The sequence below is a fragment of the Cloacibacterium sp. DMC96 genome (assembly GCF_056313765.1).
This window is the reverse complement of sequence record NZ_JBQUZQ010000001.1, coordinates 1,833,703-1,854,372: the sequence shown is the minus strand read 5'-3', so window position 1 is coordinate 1,854,372 and position 20,670 is coordinate 1,833,703. Positions and strand designations below refer to the sequence as shown.

Annotated in this window: 11 protein-coding genes; 7 read left to right on the top strand and 4 right to left on the bottom strand. The window is 34.4% G+C overall.

What is annotated here, in order from left to right; all coding sequences use genetic code 11:
• Positions 1-255: 255 nt before the first annotated feature.
• The 7 genes from rpoB to ACT53I_RS08315 all read left to right on the top strand — a co-directional run bounded on the left by rpoB (position 256) and on the right by ACT53I_RS08315 (position 15,726).
• Positions 256-4,083 (top strand): DNA-directed RNA polymerase subunit beta, encoded by a 3,828-nt coding sequence (gene rpoB, locus ACT53I_RS08345; RefSeq protein WP_461376936.1) that lies wholly within the window; start codon positions 256-258, stop codon positions 4,081-4,083.
• A 30-nt stretch (positions 4,084-4,113) separates the two neighbouring features.
• Entirely contained in the window at positions 4,114-8,382 is a 4,269-nt protein-coding gene (gene rpoC, locus ACT53I_RS08340) for a DNA-directed RNA polymerase subunit beta' (RefSeq protein ID WP_424307495.1), read from the top strand.
• Between the two features lie 92 nt (positions 8,383-8,474).
• Positions 8,475-8,777: a DUF3467 domain-containing protein gene (locus tag ACT53I_RS08335; RefSeq protein ID WP_069799559.1), complete on the top strand. Its 303-nt coding sequence runs from the start codon at positions 8,475-8,477 to the stop codon at positions 8,775-8,777.
• Positions 8,778-8,873: 96 nt separating this feature from the next.
• Entirely contained in the window at positions 8,874-11,666 is a 2,793-nt protein-coding gene (locus tag ACT53I_RS08330) for a T9SS type A sorting domain-containing protein (RefSeq protein WP_476079299.1), read from the top strand.
• Positions 11,667-11,686: 20 nt separating this feature from the next.
• Positions 11,687-12,100, top strand: a complete 414-nt coding sequence (locus tag ACT53I_RS08325) for a hypothetical protein (RefSeq protein WP_476079298.1) — start codon at positions 11,687-11,689, stop codon at positions 12,098-12,100.
• 107 nt (positions 12,101-12,207) lie between these two features.
• Positions 12,208-14,358: a TonB-dependent receptor gene (locus ACT53I_RS08320; RefSeq protein ID WP_476079297.1), complete on the top strand. Its 2,151-nt coding sequence runs from the start codon at positions 12,208-12,210 to the stop codon at positions 14,356-14,358.
• 90 nt (positions 14,359-14,448) lie between these two features.
• Complete coding sequence (locus tag ACT53I_RS08315; protein ID WP_476079296.1) at positions 14,449-15,726, top strand: alkaline phosphatase family protein; 1,278 nt, start codon at positions 14,449-14,451, stop codon at positions 15,724-15,726.
• Position 15,727: 1 nt separating this feature from the next.
• On the opposite strand, the gene ACT53I_RS08310 is transcribed toward ACT53I_RS08315, so the two are convergent.
• From ACT53I_RS08310 to lpxK, 4 genes are all read right to left on the bottom strand, one after another.
• The gene (locus ACT53I_RS08310) at positions 15,728-17,206 is read right to left on the bottom strand and encodes an alpha-amylase (protein ID WP_476079295.1); all 1,479 of its coding nucleotides are present in this window, start codon (positions 17,204-17,206) and stop codon (positions 15,728-15,730) included.
• A gap of 75 nt (positions 17,207-17,281) precedes the next feature.
• Positions 17,282-18,373: a DNA polymerase IV gene (gene dinB / locus ACT53I_RS08305; RefSeq protein ID WP_476079294.1), complete on the bottom strand. Its 1,092-nt coding sequence runs from the start codon at positions 18,371-18,373 to the stop codon at positions 17,282-17,284.
• A gap of 314 nt (positions 18,374-18,687) precedes the next feature.
• Positions 18,688-19,503: a purine-nucleoside phosphorylase gene (locus ACT53I_RS08300; protein WP_476079293.1), complete on the bottom strand. Its 816-nt coding sequence runs from the start codon at positions 19,501-19,503 to the stop codon at positions 18,688-18,690.
• The gene (gene lpxK, locus ACT53I_RS08295; protein ID WP_104794372.1) at positions 19,487-20,518 is read right to left on the bottom strand and encodes a tetraacyldisaccharide 4'-kinase; all 1,032 of its coding nucleotides are present in this window, start codon (positions 20,516-20,518) and stop codon (positions 19,487-19,489) included. Before lpxK ends, ACT53I_RS08300 begins: the two co-directional genes overlap by 17 nt.
• Between the last annotated feature and the right edge of the window lie 152 nt (positions 20,519-20,670).

Sequence of the window (20,670 nt, the reverse complement as noted above, 5' to 3'; positions counted from 1 at the left end):
TCTATTTTAAGAGTTAAATTGTTTTAAAGTTATAACTCATTGATTTTCAATTATTTGAAAATTTTAAATTCTAAAGAAAAAATATTTTGCACTACACTGTGAAAAGATATACCAGTGTTGCAGTTAAAAATGTAGGAAGCTAGATGCAAGAAGCAGGATGTTAAAGATCTGGAATCAAACATCATACACCCCGCATTTTTGATATTTTTCAAAATAAAGTAAAATATTTTTTAACCCAACTTTTCTTACCATTTTATGAGTAAATCAAAAGCTATCACAAGCACTCAGGAAAATCAAAGAATTAACTTTTCTTCTGCGAAAGGGAACGTTGTGACTCCGGATTTCTTAGACATCCAGTTGCAATCTTTCAAAGAATTTTTCCAGTTAGATACACTTCCTGAGGACAGAGTGAATGAGGGTCTTTACAAGACTTTTCAAGAAAACTTTCCTATTACAGATTCTAGAAATCAATTCGTATTAGAATTTCTAGATTATTTGGTAGATTCTCCTCGTTATTCTATTGACGAATGCGTGGAAAGAGGTCTTACTTACAGCGTGCCTCTTAAAGCAAGACTTAAACTATACTGTACTGACCCGGAACATGAAGATTTCCAGACAGTAATTCAAGATGTATATTTAGGTCCAGTTCCTTACATGACTCCTTCTGGTTCATTCATCATCAATGGTGCAGAACGTGTAATTGTAACACAGTTACACAGATCTCCAGGTGTATTCTTTGGACAGACGTATCACGCAAACGGAACTAAATTGTACTATTCAAGAATTATCCCTTTCAAAGGATCTTGGATGGAATTTACTACGGATATCAATAACGTAATGTATGCGTATATTGACCGTAAAAAGAAATTGCCTTTAACTACATTACTTAGAGCAATCGGTTATGAGTCTGATAAAGAAATTCTTCAGATTTTTGACCTTGCAGAAGAAGTAAAAGTATCTAAAGCGAATCTTAAAAAAGTTCAAGGTAGAACTTTAGCAGCTAGAGTATTAAATACTTGGTTCGAAGATTTCGTAGACGAGGATACAGGTGAAGTAGTTTCTATCGAAAGAAATGAAATTATCCTTGATAGAGAAACTGTTCTTGAAAAAGAACACTTAGACCTTATTTTAGATGCTGGTGTTAAGTCTATCTTAATCCACAACGAAAATAGCGGTGAATTCTCTATCATTCAAAATACATTACAAAAAGACCCTACTAACTCAGAAAAAGAAGCGGTAGAATACATTTATCGTCAATTACGTAACGCAGATCCACCAGATGAAGAAACCGCAAGAGGAATTATCGAAAAATTATTCTTCTCAGAACAAAGATATTCATTAGGTGAAGTTGGTCGTTACAGATTGAACAAAAAACTAGGTCTTAACATCCCTACTACTACAGAAGTTCTTACTAAAGAAGATATTATCTCTATCGTAAGACACTTAATAGAATTAGCTAATTCTAAAACTGAAGTAGATGATATTGACCACTTATCAAACAGAAGAATTAAAACTGTTGGTGAGCAATTAGCTGGTCAATTCGGTGTAGGTCTTTCTAGAATTGCGAGAACAATTAAAGAAAGAATGAACGTAAGAGATAATGAAATCTTTACGCCACTAGACTTAGTAAATGCTAAAACATTAACATCAGTAATCAACTCATTCTTTGGTACCAACCAGCTTTCTCAGTTCATGGACCAAACCAACCCACTATCTGAAATCACTCATAAGAGAAGACTTTCAGCTTTAGGACCTGGTGGTTTATCAAGAGAAAGAGCAGGTTTCGAGGTGCGTGACGTTCACCATACTCACTACGGAAGAATTTGCCCGATTGAAACTCCAGAAGGACCAAACATTGGTTTGATTTCTTCATTAGGATGCTATGCTAAAATCAATAATTTAGGTTTCATCGAAACTCCATATAGAAAAGTAGAAAATGGTAAAGTAGATTTCTCTGCAGCACCAATCTATTTAAATGCAGAAGATGAAGAATCTAAAATCATTGCTCAGGCAAACGTAGATTTAGCAGAAGATGGAAGTTTCAATACAGAAAGAGTTATTGCTCGTCTTGATGGTGACTATCCAGTAGTAGAGCCTAATCAAGTAGATTTATTAGATATTGCACCTAACCAGATTGCTGGTATTTCTGCATCTTTAATTCCTTTCTTGGAGCATGATGATGCGAACCGTGCATTGATGGGATCTAACATGATGCGTCAGGCTGTTCCATTGTTAAAACCAGAAGCTCCAATCGTAGGTACAGGTTTAGAAAAACAAGTGGCTACAGATTCTAGAATTTTAATTAATGCTGAAGGAAATGGTGTAGTAGAATATGTAGATGCAGACAAAATCGTAATTAAATACGAAAGAAGCGAAGATGAGGATTTAGTACAATTCGAATCTGCTACTAAAACATATAACTTAACTAAGTTCAGAAAAACCAACCAATCTACTACCATTACTCTTAGACCAAACGTAAGAGTGGGTGATACCGTAGTAAAAGGACAAGTGCTTTGTGATGGTTACGCTACCGAAAAAGGAGAATTAGCTATTGGTAGAAACCTTACTGTAGCCTTCATGCCTTGGAAAGGGTATAACTTCGAGGATGCGATTGTAATCAACGAGAAAGTAGTAAGAGAAGACTGGTTTACTTCTATCCACGTAGATGAGTATTCACTAGAGGTAAGAGATACCAAACTAGGTATGGAAGAATTGACTGCAGATATTCCTAACGTTTCTGAAGAGGCTACTAAAGACCTTGATGAAAACGGTATGATTAGAATTGGTGCAGAAGTGAAGCCTGGTGATATCTTAATCGGTAAAATTACTCCAAAAGGTGAATCTGATCCTACTCCAGAAGAAAAACTATTGAGAGCAATCTTTGGTGACAAAGCTGGTGATGTAAAAGATGCTTCATTAAAAGCAGACTCTTCACTGAGAGGTGTTGTTATCAACAAAAAATTATTCTCAAGAAACATCAAAGACAAGAAGAAAAGAACTGAAGAGAAGTTAAAACTTGAAGAAATCGAAAACAGATACAAAGCTCAATTCGATGAATTAAGAAATACCCTTCTTGAAAAATTAAATACTCTTGTTAATGGTAAAACTTCTCAAGGTGTTAATAACGACTTAGAAGAAGAAATCATTCCAAAAGGAGCTAAGTTTACGCTTAAACTTCTTCAATCTGTAGAAGATTATGTAAACGTAAGTGGTGCAGATTGGACTGTAGATGCTGATAAAAATGATTTAATTAAACAATTAATTCATAATTATAAAATTAAATATAATGATATTCAAGGGGTTAAAAACCGTGAGAAATATGCTATTTCTATCGGAGACGAACTACCAGCAGGTATCATTAAACTAGCTAAAGTATACATCGCTAAAAAACGTAAATTAAACGTTGGGGATAAAATGGCAGGTCGTCACGGTAACAAAGGTATCGTGTCTAGAATCGTAAGAGAAGAAGATATGCCATTCTTAGAAGACGGAACTCCTGTAGATATCGTATTGAATCCACTAGGGGTACCTTCTCGTATGAACATCGGGCAGATTTACGAAACCGTTTTAGGATGGGCTGGTAAAAAATTAGGATTAAAATTTGCTACTCCTATCTTTGATGGTGCAAGCTTAGAACAAATCACAGAATACACCGAAAAAGCAGGTCTTCCTATCTACGGAAGTACTTATTTATATGATGGTGGTACTGGTGAGAGATTTACTCAGCCTGCTACAGTTGGGGTAATTTATATGTTGAAACTAGGACACATGGTAGATGATAAGATGCACGCACGTTCTATTGGTCCTTATTCATTAATTACTCAGCAACCATTAGGAGGTAAAGCACAATTCGGTGGACAGAGATTCGGAGAGATGGAGGTTTGGGCTCTAGAAGCATTCGGAGCGTCTAACATCTTGAGAGAAATCTTAACCGTGAAATCAGACGACGTAATCGGTAGAGCGAAAACGTATGAAGCAATCGCAAAAGGTGAGGCTATGCCAGAACCTGGTATTCCAGAATCTTTCAACGTATTGTTACACGAATTACAAGGTCTAGGTCTTGATATAAGATTGGAAGAGTAATCCTCATTTTTTTAATTTTTATTTGAACAGATTATGTCAAAAAATAAAACAAGTAGATTTAGTAAAATCACCATCGGTTTAGCTTCTCCTGAAATTATTCTTCAAGAGTCAAAAGGAGAGGTGCTAAAACCAGAAACGATTAACTATAGAACTCACAAACCAGAAAGAGATGGTTTATTCTGCGAGAAAATCTTCGGTCCTGTAAAGGATTACGAATGTGCTTGTGGAAAATATAAGAGAATTCGATACAAAGGCATCGTTTGTGACCGTTGTGGTGTAGAAGTTACGGAGAAAAAAGTACGTAGAGAGAGAATTGGGCACATTAATTTAGTGGTTCCAGTAGCTCACATCTGGTATTTCCGTTCACTTCCAAACAAAATTGGTTACCTTTTAGGATTACCTTCTAAGAAATTAGATATGATTATCTACTACGAAAGATATGTAGTAATCCAACAAGGTATCGCTAAAAAAGCAGACGGTTCTGATTTCGAAGACAAAGAATTCTTAACAGAAGAAGAATATCTAGATGTTTTAGAAACCCTTCCTATCGAAAACCAATATTTAGAAGATACAGACCCTAACAAATTTGTTGCTAAAATGGGTGCTGAAGCAGTGGAAGAATTGTTAAAGAGAATTGATTTAGATGCTCTTTCTTACGATCTTCGTCACAAAGCTCACAATGAATCTTCTAAACAAAGAAGAACTGAAGCATTAAAAAGATTATCTGTAGTAGAAGCTCTTAGAGGTGCTAATACTAGAATGATTAACCGCCCAGAATGGATGGTAATGCGTGTTCTTCCTGTAATTCCACCAGAATTAAGACCATTAGTTCCACTAGATGGAGGTAGATTCGCTACATCAGATTTAAATGATTTATACAGAAGAGTTATCATTAGAAACAACCGTCTAAAGAGACTTTTAGAGATTAAAGCTCCAGAAGTTATCTTGAGAAATGAGAAGCGTATGCTTCAGGAAGCGGTAGATTCATTATTTGATAACACTAGAAAATCATCTGCTGTAAAATCAGAATCAAACAGACCATTGAAATCACTTTCAGATTCATTGAAAGGAAAACAAGGTCGTTTCCGTCAAAACTTATTAGGGAAAAGGGTAGACTACTCTGCACGTTCGGTTATTGTTGTAGGTCCTAACTTACAATTACACGAGTGTGGTATCCCTAAAGATATGGCAGCAGAACTTTACAAACCATTTATCATTAGAAAACTAATTGAAAGAGGTATTGTAAAAACAGTAAAATCTGCTAAAAGAATTATTGATAGAAAAGAACCAGTAGTTTATGATATTCTTGAAAACGTGATGAAAGGTCACCCAGTTCTATTGAACCGTGCACCTACACTTCACAGATTGGGTATCCAAGCGTTCCAGCCTAAAATGATTGAAGGTAAAGCTATCCAACTTCACCCGTTAGTAACTACGGCATTCAACGCCGACTTCGATGGTGACCAGATGGCGGTACACTTACCTTTAGGCCCAGAAGCGATTCTAGAAGCTCAGTTATTAATGCTAGGTTCTCAGAATATCTTGAACCCTGCAAATGGTTCTCCTATTACCGTACCTTCTCAGGACATGGTTCTTGGTCTATATTTCATGACCAAAGAAGCGCATTCTACAGAAACGCACAAGGTAAAAGGTGAAGGTTTAGTTTTCTATTCTCCAGAAGAAGTAGAAATTGCTTACTCTGAAGGTCAAGTTTCTCTTAACGCTAAAGTAAGATGTAGACTTCCATATAAAACAGAAGAAGGAGAAATCGTAACTAAACTTCAAGATACTACAGTTGGTAGAATTTTATTTAACCAAATTGTTCCTAAACAAGTAGGTTATATTGATGAATTATTGACTAAAAAATCATTAAGAAACGTAATTGGTAAAATCTTAGCAGATACAGATTTCCCAACTACAGTGAAGTTCCTTGATGACATGAAAAATCTTGGTTATATGAACGCTTTCAAAGGCGGTCTATCTTTCTCATTAGCTGATATTGTAGTACCAGCAGAAAAGAAAACCATGATTGCTCAAGCGATTGAAACAGTAGACGAGATTAAAGGGAACTATAACATGGGTCTTATCACAGATACAGAACGTTATAACCAAGTAATCGACGTTTGGACCAATACCAATGCTGGTCTTACTGAGATGATTATGAGCAGAATGAAATCTGACCAAGGTGGATTCAACTCTGTATATATGATGCTAGATTCTGGAGCGAGGGGTTCTAAAGAACAGATTCGTCAGTTATCTGGTATGAGAGGTTTGATGGCAAAACCACAAAAAGCTGGTGCTGTAGGAGCAGAGATCATCGAAAACCCAATTATTGCGAACTTTAAAGAAGGTTTATCAATTTTGGAATACTTTATCTCTACCCACGGTGCTCGTAAAGGTCTTGCGGATACCGCTCTTAAAACTGCGGATGCTGGTTACTTAACAAGAAGATTAGTAGACGTAGCTCAAGACGTAATCATTACAGAAGATGATTGTGGTACATTAAGAGGTACAGAAGTAGCTGCATTGAAGAAAAATGATGAAATTGTAGAAAAACTATCAGAAAGAATTCTTGGTAGAGTTTCTCTTCACGACATCTATAACCCAGAAAACGACGAAATTTTAGTTCATGCAGATGAGTTAATTAACGAAGAGCTTGCTAAAAAAGTAGAAGAAGCGGGTATAGAAACCGTAGAGGTTCGTTCACCATTAACTTGTGAGGCTAAAAAAGGTATCTGTGCGAAATGTTACGGACGTAACCTAGCTACAGGTAAGATGATTCACATGGGAGAAGCTGTAGGTGTAATTGCGGCACAATCAATTGGGGAACCAGGTACTCAGCTTACACTGAGAACTTTCCACCAAGGGGGAACTGCAGGAAACGTTTCAGAAAATCCTACTATCGTTGCTAAGAGAGATGGTATCGTAGAATTTGACGAATTAAGAACCATTATTTCTGAAGATGAAAACGGTAATGAAGCAGATATCGTAATTTCTCGTTCTACAGAATTCCGTTTAGTAGCAGATAATGCAGCGAGAACTCCATTAATGGTAGCAAACGTACCTTATGGTTCTGCACTTTCTGTAAAACCTGGTGATAAAGTGAAAAAAGGAGACCTTATTGCAAAATGGGATCCATATAACGCGGTTATCATCGCAGAAACTGCTGGTAAAGTAGAATACGAAGATATTATTCAAGGAGTTTCTTTCCAATTGGAAATCGACGAACAAACAGGTTTCGAAGAAAAAGTAATCTCAGAATCTAGAAATAAGAAAGCCATTCCTACCTTGAAAGTGGTAGATTCTAAAGGAGTTGAGCAAAAAGCATACAACTTACCAGTAGGAGCTCACTTAATGGTAAATGATGGTGAAAAAATTAAGGCGGGTAAAGTCTTAATCAAAATTCCTAGAAAATCTGCAAAAGCAGGGGATATCACAGGAGGTTTACCAAGAGTAACCGAATTATTCGAAGCGAGAAATCCTTCTAATCCTGCTGTAGTTACAGAAATTGACGGGGTAGTTTCTTATGGTAAAATTAAGAGAGGTAACCGTGAATTAATCGTAGAATCTAAAACGGGTGAGATTAAGAAATATTTAGTAAAACTTTCTAATCAAATCTTAGTTCAAGAAAACGACTTCGTGAGAGCTGGCTCGCCACTTTCTGACGGTTCTGTAACACCAGATGATATCTTAAGAATCAAAGGTCCAACAGCTGTTCAAGAGTACTTAGTAAACGAAATTCAAGAAGTTTACCGTTTACAAGGGGTAAAAATTGACGATAAGCATTTCGAAATCATCGTAAGACAGATGATGACTAAAGTAGAAATCGTAGACGGAGGTGATACCCAATTCCTTGAAAACAGTCTAGAACATAAATATGATTTCCTTGAAGAAAACAACAGAGTTTTCGGATTGAAAGTTGTAACTGAACCAGGAGATTCTAAAATTTTCAAAGCTGGTCAAATGATTACCGCTAGAGAATTGAGAGACGAAAATTCTAAACTGAAGAGAGAAGATCTTCAATTAGTAGAAGTTCGTGAAGCACTTACTGCAACTGCAACGCCTGTATTACAAGGTATCACCAGAGCAGCTTTACAGACTAAGTCTTTCATGTCTGCAGCATCATTCCAGGAGACTACTAAAGTTCTAAACGAAGCAGCAGTGTCTGGTAAAGTAGACGAACTAAACGGTCTTAAAGAAAATGTAATCGTAGGTCACAGAATTCCTGCAGGTACAGGTCTTAAAGATTATCAAAGTGTAATCGTGGGTTCTAAAAAAGAATTCGAGGATTTAAATTAATATGAATGTAAGGTTTAAAGACAGTTCTACTGTTCTTTAAACCTTCTTTTTTTTTTTGAATGTAAAATATTAACTTATTAAAACTTATACAAATGGATAACAACCAAAACCAAGATCAAAACATCAATATTCAATTAAACGAAATGGTAGCAGCTGGTGCTTATTGCAACCTTGCATTAGTAAACCACTCTCCATCTGAGTTTGTATTAGATTTCATTCAATTAATGCCAGGAGTTCAGCAAGCTCAAGTAAGAAGTAGAGTAATCCTTGCTCCTCTTCATGCAAAAAGAGTTTTAGCTGCTCTTCAACAAAATATCCAAAACTATGAAGCTCAATTCGGAGAAATCAAAGAAGTTGAACCTTTCGTAGTAGGTGCTGGTAATGCTCAAGCATAATCAAAACTTAATAAAATATTCTAAATCCTAGTCATTTTAAAATGGCTAGGATTTTTTTTTGCAAAAAAAGTCTTTATCTTCGTAAAAAAATTTCAAATGAAAAAAAATTACCTATTTACTTTTTTAATTTTATTATTTGTAAGCAACCTTTATTCTCAGACTCTTAAGGAAAAAAGAGCTACTCTCGAAAGTCACATTAAGAATATAGAAAATAATGCCAGTAAATTAAAATCTGATGGACAAGTTCCACCAAAAGAATATAACATCAGAGATTTAAAAAATACGATTGATCCAGTAACTGGCGAGAATAAGTTTCAGAGTTTAGTACAACTTAATAATGAAATTAAATCTGGAAAATACGCTCCAAAACAAAATATCTCTTTTTTAGGAAATATTATTTCTAATTCCAATCAAAGAATTAACTCTATTAATAACACACAATGGTTTGAGAGAGGGCCATATAGTGTAGGAGGAAGAACTAGGGCAATTTTATTTGATCCAAATGATGCTACTGGAAAAAGAGTTTTTGCTGGTGGTGTTTCTGGAGGACTTTGGGTAAATAATGATATTACCAATGCTTCATCTGAATGGTCTCCAATTAATGATTTTTGGGCAAATCTTTCTGTAGTATGTATTGCTGCAGATCCTAATAATCCACAAATTATGTATGTGGGAACTGGTGAATCTTCTACACAAGATAATGTAGGAGCTGGTATTTGGAAAACTACAAATGGAGGTGCAACTTGGACACAAATTTTTGCACCAGCAAATACATATAACTCACAGGGAATTAGAAATGGTTATTTCTACGTGAATGACATTAAAGTAAGAAACAATGGAGGGGTATCCGAAGTTTATGCGGGAGTAAGTGGAGGTTATAATGAAGGATTTCATGGTTTATATCAATCGGGGCTTTATAAATCTACAGATGCAGGAGCTACTTTTACTAAAGTAGGGGGGAATTTAATTGCACACACCGGAGCTAATATTGGATATAATATTCAACAGATAGAAATTGGAGCAGATAATTCTGTTTGGGTTTCTACAAGAGGTTCTTTATTTGGAGCTTCTTTACCAACTGGTGGTAGAATTTATAGATCTACGGATGGCGTAAATTTTACCAATGTTTATAATGCAAACTTGCAAGGTTCTAGAGTACAAATTGCACTTTCTAAGACAAACGGTGCTGTAGCTTATGGTTTACTTCAGGGAAGTGGGACTACAGAACCTGTGAGAATCATTAAAACTACAGATACAGGTGCTACATGGGCAGCTAGTAATGTAGTGAATTCTGGTGTTACTCTTCCACAAGATAAAGATACAGGAATTCCTGCCAATGATTTTACCAGAGGCCAAAGTTTCTATGATTTGGTAATTGTAACAGATCCAACCAATGATGCTACGGTTTATGTAGGAGGTATTGATTTATTTAGAAGTACCAATTCTGGTTCTACTTGGACTCAAATTTCTAAATGGTCTAATAATAATCAATTAGCTACGCTTTCGGTTTCTCAAGTTCATGCTGACCAGCATGCTATAGTTTTCAATCCTAAAAATAGTAGCCAGATTGCATTTGGAAATGATGGTGGAATATATTTCTGTGCTAATAAAACTAATATTGCTACTACAATAGGTATCCCAGTAAGAAACAATAGATATAATGTTACCCAATTCTATGATGCAAAAATGAATCCTACTAAGACTAATTCTACTGAAGAAATTTTAGCAGGTGCACAAGATAACGGAACCAGAAGATTTACAGGAGCTCCATTAGCAAATAATCTTTACTCAGATGCTTATTATGATGGTGGAGACGGAGCGTTTGTAGAGTTTGATGATAATAACCTTTATAAAATTAATAGCTATGTTTATAATAATCATTATCTATATCACGCTGCAAGTAATAGTTATGTGGACTTATTATTAGCTCCTGATAATGATTTAGGACATTTTATAAACGAAGCTACACTAGATAGAAATATAGATGTATTTTATTCTTATGGAAATAAAGATGCCACAACAAAAGAAATTACATTAAATAAAGTAGATGGTTTATCAACTAATCCGCTTAATTTGGGAAGAAGTAAAATCATATTAGGTAATTTTACTTCAGAAGATGTTTCTTGTTTAGCTGCTTCACCTTATCAAACCACATACACAACACTTATGGTTGGTTTTGATAATGGTAGACTTTTAAAAATCACGTATGCTAATACTGGTATTTATCAAATTAATGAATTAACAGTTCCTTTCGTAGGAGCAATTTCTGATATTCAGTACGGGACCAATGATAATGAAATCATCGTTACAATTTCTAATTATAATACTGATAGTGTTTTCTATACTACAGATGGAGGGACAACTTGGAATAGTAAAGAAGGAAATCTACCAGATATGCCAATTAGAAGTGCTTTGATGAATCCAGAAAATAAAAATGAAGTGATTCTAGGTACAGAATTAGGAGTTTGGGGAACTACCAATTTCCTAAGTGCTACGCCAACTTGGTCTCAATATACAAATGGTTTAGGAAACGTAAGAATCACCAATTTAGACTATAGACCAAGTACAAGAACTGTTTTAGCTTCTACTTATGGTAGAGGTATATTCACAACCATGAATGACACCAATCTTGCAACTACAGAAACTTCAGTAGAAGAAATCTATAGAGTATATCCTAATCCTACAAGAGGAGATTTCTACCTGAAAATGAATGCAAAACACAAGAACGTTACCGTAAATGTTTTTGATGTTTCAGGGAAATTAGTTTTCACTAAAAATGGAGTGAATGCAGAAGAAAAAATCTCACCAAGTCTACCGAAAGGACATTACATCGTAAAAGTTGAAAAAGAAGGTGAACACATCTTCTCTTCTAAACTTATTGTAAGATAAATTTTTAAAAAAATTAGAACTTGAAAAAGCTATTTTTATTTCTTTTGATCAGTCTATTCTTTTCTTTTTCTTGTCAAAAAGATATCATCATCGTAGAAGCTTATTACACCAATTGGTTTGGTGGAGTAAAAGACGTGAGAGGAAAGGATTTTATAATGGTAATTGACAAAGAAACTTCTAAAAATCTACAGATAAAACATTTTTTGATTAATGATAAAAAATTCAATGTAGAAGTAGAAGAAAAGGGAAATATAATAGAAATAAAATCCAGAATTTCTGAAGGAATAGACAAAGAAATTGAACTCAAGAATCCTATTGAGAAAAATAGTTTTGGGATAGAATATTATAATACAAAGACTAACAAAACAAAAATTTTTAAGTTGAAAAAATTACAATATAAACCCCGTTCTAATCAACAAGATAAAGTTTCATAAATCATAAAGAGAGGTTTTAAAGCCTCTCTTTATTTCTTTTATCAAGATTCAAAGAAATAATCAATATTATATCCAATATTTTAATCAGTTTTAACCGATAGATTTTAATGAAAAAGACTTTATTAGCAGTGATTGTATTGTTTGTACAATATAGTTATGGACAAACTTCTGCTACAGAAAAAAACATCGAACAAATTACTTTAAAAGCACGTAAAAAAGTAAATCAAGAGCGAAATGAATTCGCTAAAAATGCTCAAGCCACTGAAATTCTCTCAGATGAAGATCTTAATAGAAATAATTCTGCGCTTATAGAACAATCTCTTTCTACCATTTCGGGTGTTCAAATAGATAAAAGAACAAACATTGGCGGACAGAGAATTGTCATCAGAGGATTTGGGAATGACCAAAAATTCAACAATTGGGGCGTTAAAATGTATTGGAACAATATGCCATTAACCAATGCAGAAGGAGTTACATTATTAGATGATGTAGATTTTTCTTACGTCAATAATATTGAAGTGATTAAAGGTCCTGCTTCTACCTTTTACGGAGGCGGAATTGGCGGAACTGTAAAATTTTATACAAGACCAAGTTTCGAAAAAGGAACTTCTATTGCTCAAAATACCATGTTGGGTTCTCACAAATATTTTCAGTCGATAACTCAGCTCAATTCTTCTGATACCAACTACTCTTTGAATGTAAACTATGGTCACATAGAAACTGACGGTTACAGACCAAGTGGAAATGGCTTGAAAAATTTCGTGAATATTAATGGTGAATATAAATTAAATCCGAAACAGCGCATAACTTTATTCGCAAGTCAAGGCTTTTCCCATGAAAAAGTGTCTGGACAAATTTCCTATAACGATTACTATGCAGGAATTGATAACGGAAATCCTTCTTACATAATCAAAGGTTCTGGCAGTAAAATTCACTCTACTAGAGTAGGATTAGGTCACATTTGGGAAATTTCTAAAAATTTCAAAAATTCCACCACTGTTTTCTATTCTTCCATCAATCAGGACAGAATTGCAGATAAAGCTTTCGAGGTTTCTAGCAGTCCAAATGTAGGTTTTAGAACGACTTTCCAACATTCTTATACATGGAGGAATTTTTCTAATCAATTAGATTTTGGTGCAGAAGTTCAAAATTCGCGCTCACAGATTTCTAATTATCGTTTTACAGGAACCAATCCCAATAATCCGCTAGAAATGTCGCCTATTTCTAAAGGTTCTTATTTTAAATATAACAATAACCAAAGCAATTATTTTGCAATCGAAAGACTCACCTACAAACCTTGGGATTTTACGTTTTTGGCTGGAGTAAGTCTGAACAGAATAAATTATGACCGAGAAGATCTTTTGGCTTTTGGCGGTTTAGTTCCTGGATATAATAAAGATTTGTCTTTCAGTAAAGATTACAAAGTGGTGGCAACTCCTCATTTTGCCGTTCAAAAAAGATGGAAAAATCAGATTTTTAATTTGAGTTACAGCGAGGGTTATAATGCTCCTACTGCTTCTACTTCTTTTGTTTCTGGCGGAACCATTAACACCGTAAATGATGATTTAGAAGCAGAAAAAGCTAAAATGTGGGATTTCAGTGTACATGGTTTATTGATGAAAACCAAATTTGATTATCAAATTTCATTGTTTAATATCCGTGTAAATAATAAACTCACACAGTTAAACGGAACAGATTCTAGCAATAATGTGTACAGTTATTGGGCTAATACAGGAAATCAAAAAAACAAAGGTCTAGAACTTAGTTTAGGATATAATTATACTAATGAATCTGCTTTTATTTCTAAAATTACACCATTTGTCAATTATTCACATTATGATTTTAAATACACTGATTTTGTAAATAGCGGAACTGATTTTTCAGGCAAAAAAGTAGTTGGAGTTCCTGATGATAAATATGCTATCGGAATTGATTTCTATACTAAATATGGAATTTATTTGAATAATACTTTCAATTATTTAGGCAAAGTTTATTCGGATTTTGCTAATGAAAATTTGGTTAAAGATTATTCATTACTGAACATGAAATTAGGTTACAAAAAAACATTCGGGAAATATGATGTAGATGTTTTTGCCATCGGAAATAATCTCACCAATCAGAAAAACTATACTTTTTTATTTGTAGGAAATAATACCAATGATAACAAAGCGACCAATTTGCTTAATTATGCAGATGTAAATCCTGGACCTAGAAAAGCTTACTTCTTCTTCGGATTGAATTTAAAATATCATTTATAAATTATGAAACCACTTTTCGAAGTGGTTTTTTAATTTCTAGTTCAATGGAATTTCGACAAATCTGAGTATTTTTGTAGCAAATCATCTGTAATGAAAAAAATATTTTCGGGTTTCACTATTTTTCTGTTTTCTCTCTTTTTTGCTCAACATAATCTCGCGGTTGATACAGCCCAAGTTATTACTCCTAATAGATTTAATTCAGCAGAAGTATTGGGAAAACCATATCTTATTTTTATTTCTGCAGACGGTTACAGACATGATTACACGGGAAAATACAATGCTCAAAATCTTCAAAAATTTTCAAATGAAGGCGTAAAAGCAAAAGCCATGTTGCCAAGTTACCCAAGCATCACTTTCCCGAATCATTGGTCTATTATTACGGGTTTATATCCTTCTCATCACGGTTTGGTAGATAATTTTTTCTATGATTACTCCAGAAAAGAAGCGTATGCAATGAATAAAAAGGAAAATGCAGAAGATGGTTCTTGGTACGGCGGAATTCCGCTTTGGAGTTTGGCAGAGCAACAAGGAATGGTTACCGCTTCTTTACAATGGGTTGGTTCGGCAAGTGACGCTGGAAAAACCAGACCTACTTACTATTATCACTACCACGAAAAATTTTCACCAGAAGAAAAAATTAATAAAGTAGTGAACTGGTTAAAATTGCCAGAAAATGTTCGTCCGCACTTTATTTCACTGTATTTTCCTGAGGTAGATGGAGCAGGTCACCGATTTGGACCAGAATCTCCAGAAGCCGAAAAATCTGTAAAATTGGTAGATAATGCCATCGGTAATTTGGTGGAAAAAGTGAATAAATTGGGTTTGAAAAATGTGAATTTCATCTTCATTTCAGACCACGGAATGATTAAAGTAGATAAAGAAAATCCGCTTTCTATTCCAGAAATGCTTCTCAATAAAGAAAAATTTGATATTTATAATTCTCAAACCTTACTCAGAGTGGTGGTTAAAAATCCAGATGAGGTAAAATCGGCATATCGTGAATTGAAAAACTCAAAAACTGAAGATTACCAAGTTTTTTTGACCAAAAAATTTCCTAGAAAACTGCATTATGGAACAAAAGATGACAAATATAGCCGTATCGGTCAGATTTTATTAGTTCCAAATGCACCAAAAATATTTTTAGAAAAAGGAAAATCTACTTCTGCAGGAAAACATGGCTACAATCCTAGAAAAACACCAGAAATGAAAGCCACTTTTTACGCTTGGGGAAATGTTTTCAAAAACCAAACAGAAATCGATGAATTTCAGAATGTGAGTGTTTATACTTTGGTTGCGGAAATTCTCGGTTTAAAAATTTCAGAACCTATTGATGGGAAATTTTCAGAGGTTAAAAAAGCTTTGAAATAGACTATTCAGGAATCCAAACGCTTACATTTCCAGCAGGAACGGTAAAATTTCCCCAGCCATTTTTATCAATTTGAATGCTGTGTTCAAATCTTCCTAATGCGTCATAAAAATACTGACCAGCATATTGCGTTCCCATTTCCATAGGTTTTTCGTATTGTTCTTTATTGCTGATGACTACTGCACAACCTTTATGTTCGCCATCACCTTCTCGAGTCCAACCGATGCAATTAGCATCTTCGAAATAATCTCTTTGCATTCCGTAAGCATTATTTTTTCTCAATTTCAAAAGTTCTTCTATTTGGTCTACTTTTTCTAAGAAAATTTCGTATTCATTGCCATCATTTCCATAATCTTTGTAAGTGGATCCAAATAAATCTGGATAAAAAACACAAGGAAAACCTTCTTGTCTTAACAGAATTAATGCATAAGCAATCGGTTTAAACCAAGGTTCTACAGGAGCTTCTAAAGCTTGCAAAGGTTGTGTGTCATGGTTGTCAGCAACGGTAACGGCTACATTTGGTTGAGATTGAACCAAAGTGTTGTCAAAAATTGTACGCAAGTCAAATTCGCTTCCCGATTGTGAAGCAGTATGCAAATTATGATGCAAAGAAGCGTCAAAAAGGCTCATACAACCTTCGGTTTCTTCAATATATTTTTCTAAAAGTGGTAATTCACCAGGAGCCCAAAATTCTCCTACTGCAAAGAGGTTTTTACCAGTATTGGCTCGTAATAATTGAAGCCATTCTTTATAAAATTCTGGCGATTGATGTTTTACAGCATCTAAACGAACGCCTTCAAAGCCGACGGTTTCATGATACCATTTTCCCCAATAATTCAGCTCTTCTCTTACATGAGGATTGCGATGTTCGATGTCATTGTACATCAAAAAATCGTAATTTCCTTTTTCATCGCTGGTCATTTCTTCCCAACCATCACCATGTTCATTAATGATTTGATAAATAAAATCTCCTTCTTCACCTTCGGCAAAATCTACGCCTGTAAAACAAGTGAAATTCCATTCGAAATCTGAATATTTTTTATTTCTTCCCGGGAAAGTAAATTTAGTGTAACTTTCTATTTCAAAAGGTTCAGAAATGAAGTTCTGTCGATTGTTTGGGTCTACTTTGTACACTTGGAAACGTTCTTTTTCATCACCGCCAGCTTTGTGATTTAGCACAATATCTACAATTGCTCCAATTCTTTTTTCACGAAGCGCATTGATGGCTGAAATATATTGTTCTTTGGTTCCATATTTGGTAGGAATTCCACCCTTTTGGTCAAATTCTCCCAAGTCAAATAAATCATAGGGATCATAACCCACAGAAAATCCGCCACCATTAGCTTTGTAAGCAGGTGGTAACCAAACCATTGTAATACCAAGTTCTGCTAAATATTCTGCGTTTTGTTGTACTTCTTCCCAAAGTTTTCCATCACCTTCTGTGTACCAATGGAAATATTGAATCATGGTTCCGTTCATCATTTCTGTTTTTTATGTTGCAAAATTAGAACGATGAAGCGAAATTAATTTACAGATTTTCAGGGAATTATTTTATAATTATTCTTTTTCGAATTCTTCAAAAGGAATTTTGAGTTGTACAGAAATTTGTTTTTTCTCTTCTGTGTTGAGGTTAGAAAGTGATAAACCTAACAAACGAATCGCTTTATTATAAGGTCTTAGTTCCCAAAGTTTCTGAGCAGTTTCGTAGAAATTTTCAGCGTTTTCATAATACACTTCTTGTGTTTTGCTACGCGTGTATTGAGAAAAATCCTTGTATTTTATTTTTAAAGTCAAGGTTTTGCCCTTAATTTCTCTTTTCGAAAGCCTAGATTCTAGTTCTTCGCTTAGTGATTTTAGTTTTTGGTAAAGTTCTTCATCTTCGTTGATGTCATCCCAAAAAGTATGTTCTACACCTACACTTTTTTGAATTCGGTGAGGTTTTACTTCTCCATGATGAATTCCACGAACCACGTTGTAATAATAAATTCCAGATTTCCCGAAAAGTCTTGCTAATTCTTCCAGAGATTTTGCCTTCAAATCTTTGCCTTTGAAAATCTGTAAACTGTACATTTTATTGGCGGTAACTTTTCCTATTCCGTAAAATTTTTCAATCGGAAGTTCTTCTAAAAAATCTAAAATCTGAGTAGGATGAATGGTTTTTTGTCCGTTGGGTTTATTGATATCCGAAGCTACTTTAGCCAAAAATTTATTCACCGAAATTCCCGCAGAAGCAGTGAGTCCTGTTTCTTCAAAAATTTTTTGACGAATTTCTCTTGCTATTTCATTGGCAGACTCTATGTTTTTTTTGTTTTCGGTAACGTCTAAATAGGCTTCGTCTAGAGAAAGCGGTTCTACCAAGTCAGTATATTCATGAAAAATTTCTCTGATTTTTTGTGAAATTTCTTTGTAACGATGAAATCTTGGCTTTACAAAAATCAGATGCGGACATTTTTCTTTGGCAATTTTACTCGACATAGCAGAACGAACGCCAAATTTTCTAGCTTCGTAACTTGCTGCGGCTACTACACCTCTATGTTCACCGCCTACTGCAATGGGTTTTCCTGTAAGTTCAGGATTATCGTGCTGTTCCACAGAAGCGTAAAACGCATCCATATCTACATGTATGATTTTTCTCTGTGGAATTTGCATACACAAAGATAAGGAATTGGGGATTTTAGAATGAACAAAAAAAACACCTCGAAAATCGAGGTGCTTCCTATGAAAAATATTTAGATTAGGTATAGTTATCTTTCCTTCTGAGAAGGAAATAGGCTACTTTAAAGGCAACTAATCTAAACGTATTCATTTTTTTTCCTTTTTTACTTTGAAGCAAAATTAGGCTAAGAATGCCATTAAATTTTTACAGAATTTTATAGTAACGTTATAGAATTTTCATAAAAAAAACGCTCCAAAAAAAATTGAAGCGTAATATTTTAAAAATTCACTGCGAAGCAAAAATTCATTTATTGATAATTTTTCACCAAGCCTTTTACAATTTTAATCACATTTGGCATTGCTTTATTAGCCGCTTGTAAAACTTCTTCATGAGAAACGGTGAAAGCGATTTCTGGTCCGCCAACATCCGTAATGATAGAAATTCCGAAACAATCCATTCCCATGTGTTTTGCTACAATCACTTCGGGAACGGTACTCATTCCTACTGCATCTCCGCCAATTGCTCTTACCATTCCGTATTCCGCAGGCGTTTCGAAAGTTGGACCTTGAAGTGCAACATAACAACCTTTGTGCACTTTAATTTCTAAATTTTTAGCGGTTTCTTCTGCTACTGCAATCATTTTTCGGTTGTAAGGTTCGCTCATATCTACGAATCTTGGTCCCAATTCATCAATGTTTTTACCACGAAGCGGATGTTCTGGCATCATATTGATATGGTCTTCGATAATCATAATATCTGCAACTCTGAAATTAGGATTTACTCCTCCAGAAGCATTAGAAACGATTAAATTCTGAATTCCCAAAAGTTTAAAAACTCTGAAAGGAAAAGTTACTGTTTCCATAGAATGACCTTCGTAATAGTGAAATCTGCCACTCATCATCAATACTTTTTTGCCTTCTAAAATCCCGTAAATCAATTTTCCACCGTGACCTACTACTGTAGTTTGCGGGAAATCAGGAATCTCATGATATTCTAAAGTGTGAATAGCCTCTACTTCTTCTTGTAATTTGCCTAAACCAGAACCCAAAACGATGGCGAAATCAGGAGTTTCTTGAATGATATTTTGGATGAATTCGGCGGTTTGTTTAATTTTTTCTAACATAATCTTGAATGATTTGATTAAATTCTTCTGCGCGGTCTATTTCTACATTAATCGGCCAATAGTATAATTTTTCTCTTAAATAATCGAAACCTTTTAAGCGAACATAATCTTTTTCTGTGGTCAAAATCAATTTATATTCTCCTAGTTTTTCATATTCTTTTTTGATTAGAGAAATATCTTCTGTTGTGAAACTGTGATGGTCCTTGAATCGTAAGTGTTTTACATTTGAACTGTATCTTTTTACTTCTTCCACAAAGGTTTTTGGGTTGGCAATTCCTGTAATCAGGAGAATGTCATAATAACTCATGTTGTTATCTGGAAGTTTCAATTTTGGGTCAAAACAGAAAATTTCTTCATCATAATTGATGGTAGAGAAGAACACTTTTTGGTAATATCTAGGTTTAATTCTAGAAATATAGAATTGTTTTTTTTCTTCTGTAATATTTTCTGGACACTTAGTCACTACAATAATGTTAGCACGTTTTGCGCCACGTCTTGATTCTCTAAGATTACCAGCAGGTAAAACAAAATCTTTAAAATACGGGTCATTATAATCGGTCAAAAGAATATTAAAACCTGGTTTTATTCTACGGTGTTGGTAGCTGTCATCTAATAGAAGTACATCTAAATCCATGTCTTCGATAATTTTTTTTGCCCCAAAAACGCGGTCTTCACAAACGCCGATGACAAATCTGTTTTTAAATCTTTCAAAGAGTTGCATAGCTTCATCACCCACCATTTTAAAATTACTATCGTAATTTACAATACCATAACCTTTGGTTTTTCTTCCGTAACCACGAGATAGAACGCCTGTTCTAAAATTTTTAGCAAGATAATCAGCCAAATACATTACCATAGGTGATTTTCCACTGCCACCTACAGATAAATTTCCTACGCCAATCATAGGGGTTTTAAATTTCGTAGAAGAAAAAATTCCCCAATCGTACATTCTGTTTCTGAGGGCAGTAACAAAATGATAAACCAAGGAAAAAGGGTAGAGATACCATCTTTTCATGCAATAAATTTTCTTTCTGACGACTGAAATTCGTCATTTAATCAAGGGGCAAATTTACGAAATTTTTAAGGATTTTTTGGGACTATTTCATCTACTTATTAACAATGAGAAGTCTTAGCTGTTTTAAGTTTTAAGAAAAAATTAACTTTCAG

Bases quoted from the DNA above. Each gene is read 5' to 3' on its own strand.
- dinB (WP_476079294.1), bottom strand. From the start codon at position 18,373: ATGCAAATTCCACAGAGAAAAATCATACATGTAGATATGGATGCGTTT.
- ACT53I_RS08330 (WP_476079299.1), top strand. From the start codon at position 8,874: ATGAAAAAAAATTACCTATTTACTTTTTTAATTTTATTATTTGTAAGC.
- ACT53I_RS08315 (WP_476079296.1), top strand. From the start codon at position 14,449: ATGAAAAAAATATTTTCGGGTTTCACTATTTTTCTGTTTTCTCTCTTT.
- ACT53I_RS08300 (WP_476079293.1), bottom strand. From the start codon at position 19,503: ATGTTAGAAAAAATTAAACAAACCGCCGAATTCATCCAAAATATCATT.
- ACT53I_RS08320 (WP_476079297.1), top strand. From the start codon at position 12,208: ATGAAAAAGACTTTATTAGCAGTGATTGTATTGTTTGTACAATATAGT.
- ACT53I_RS08310 (WP_476079295.1), bottom strand. From the start codon at position 17,206: ATGATGAACGGAACCATGATTCAATATTTCCATTGGTACACAGAAGGT.
- rpoB (WP_461376936.1), top strand. From the start codon at position 256: ATGAGTAAATCAAAAGCTATCACAAGCACTCAGGAAAATCAAAGAATT.
- ACT53I_RS08335 (WP_069799559.1), top strand. From the start codon at position 8,475: ATGGATAACAACCAAAACCAAGATCAAAACATCAATATTCAATTAAAC.
- lpxK (WP_104794372.1), bottom strand. From the start codon at position 20,518: ATGAAAAGATGGTATCTCTACCCTTTTTCCTTGGTTTATCATTTTGTT.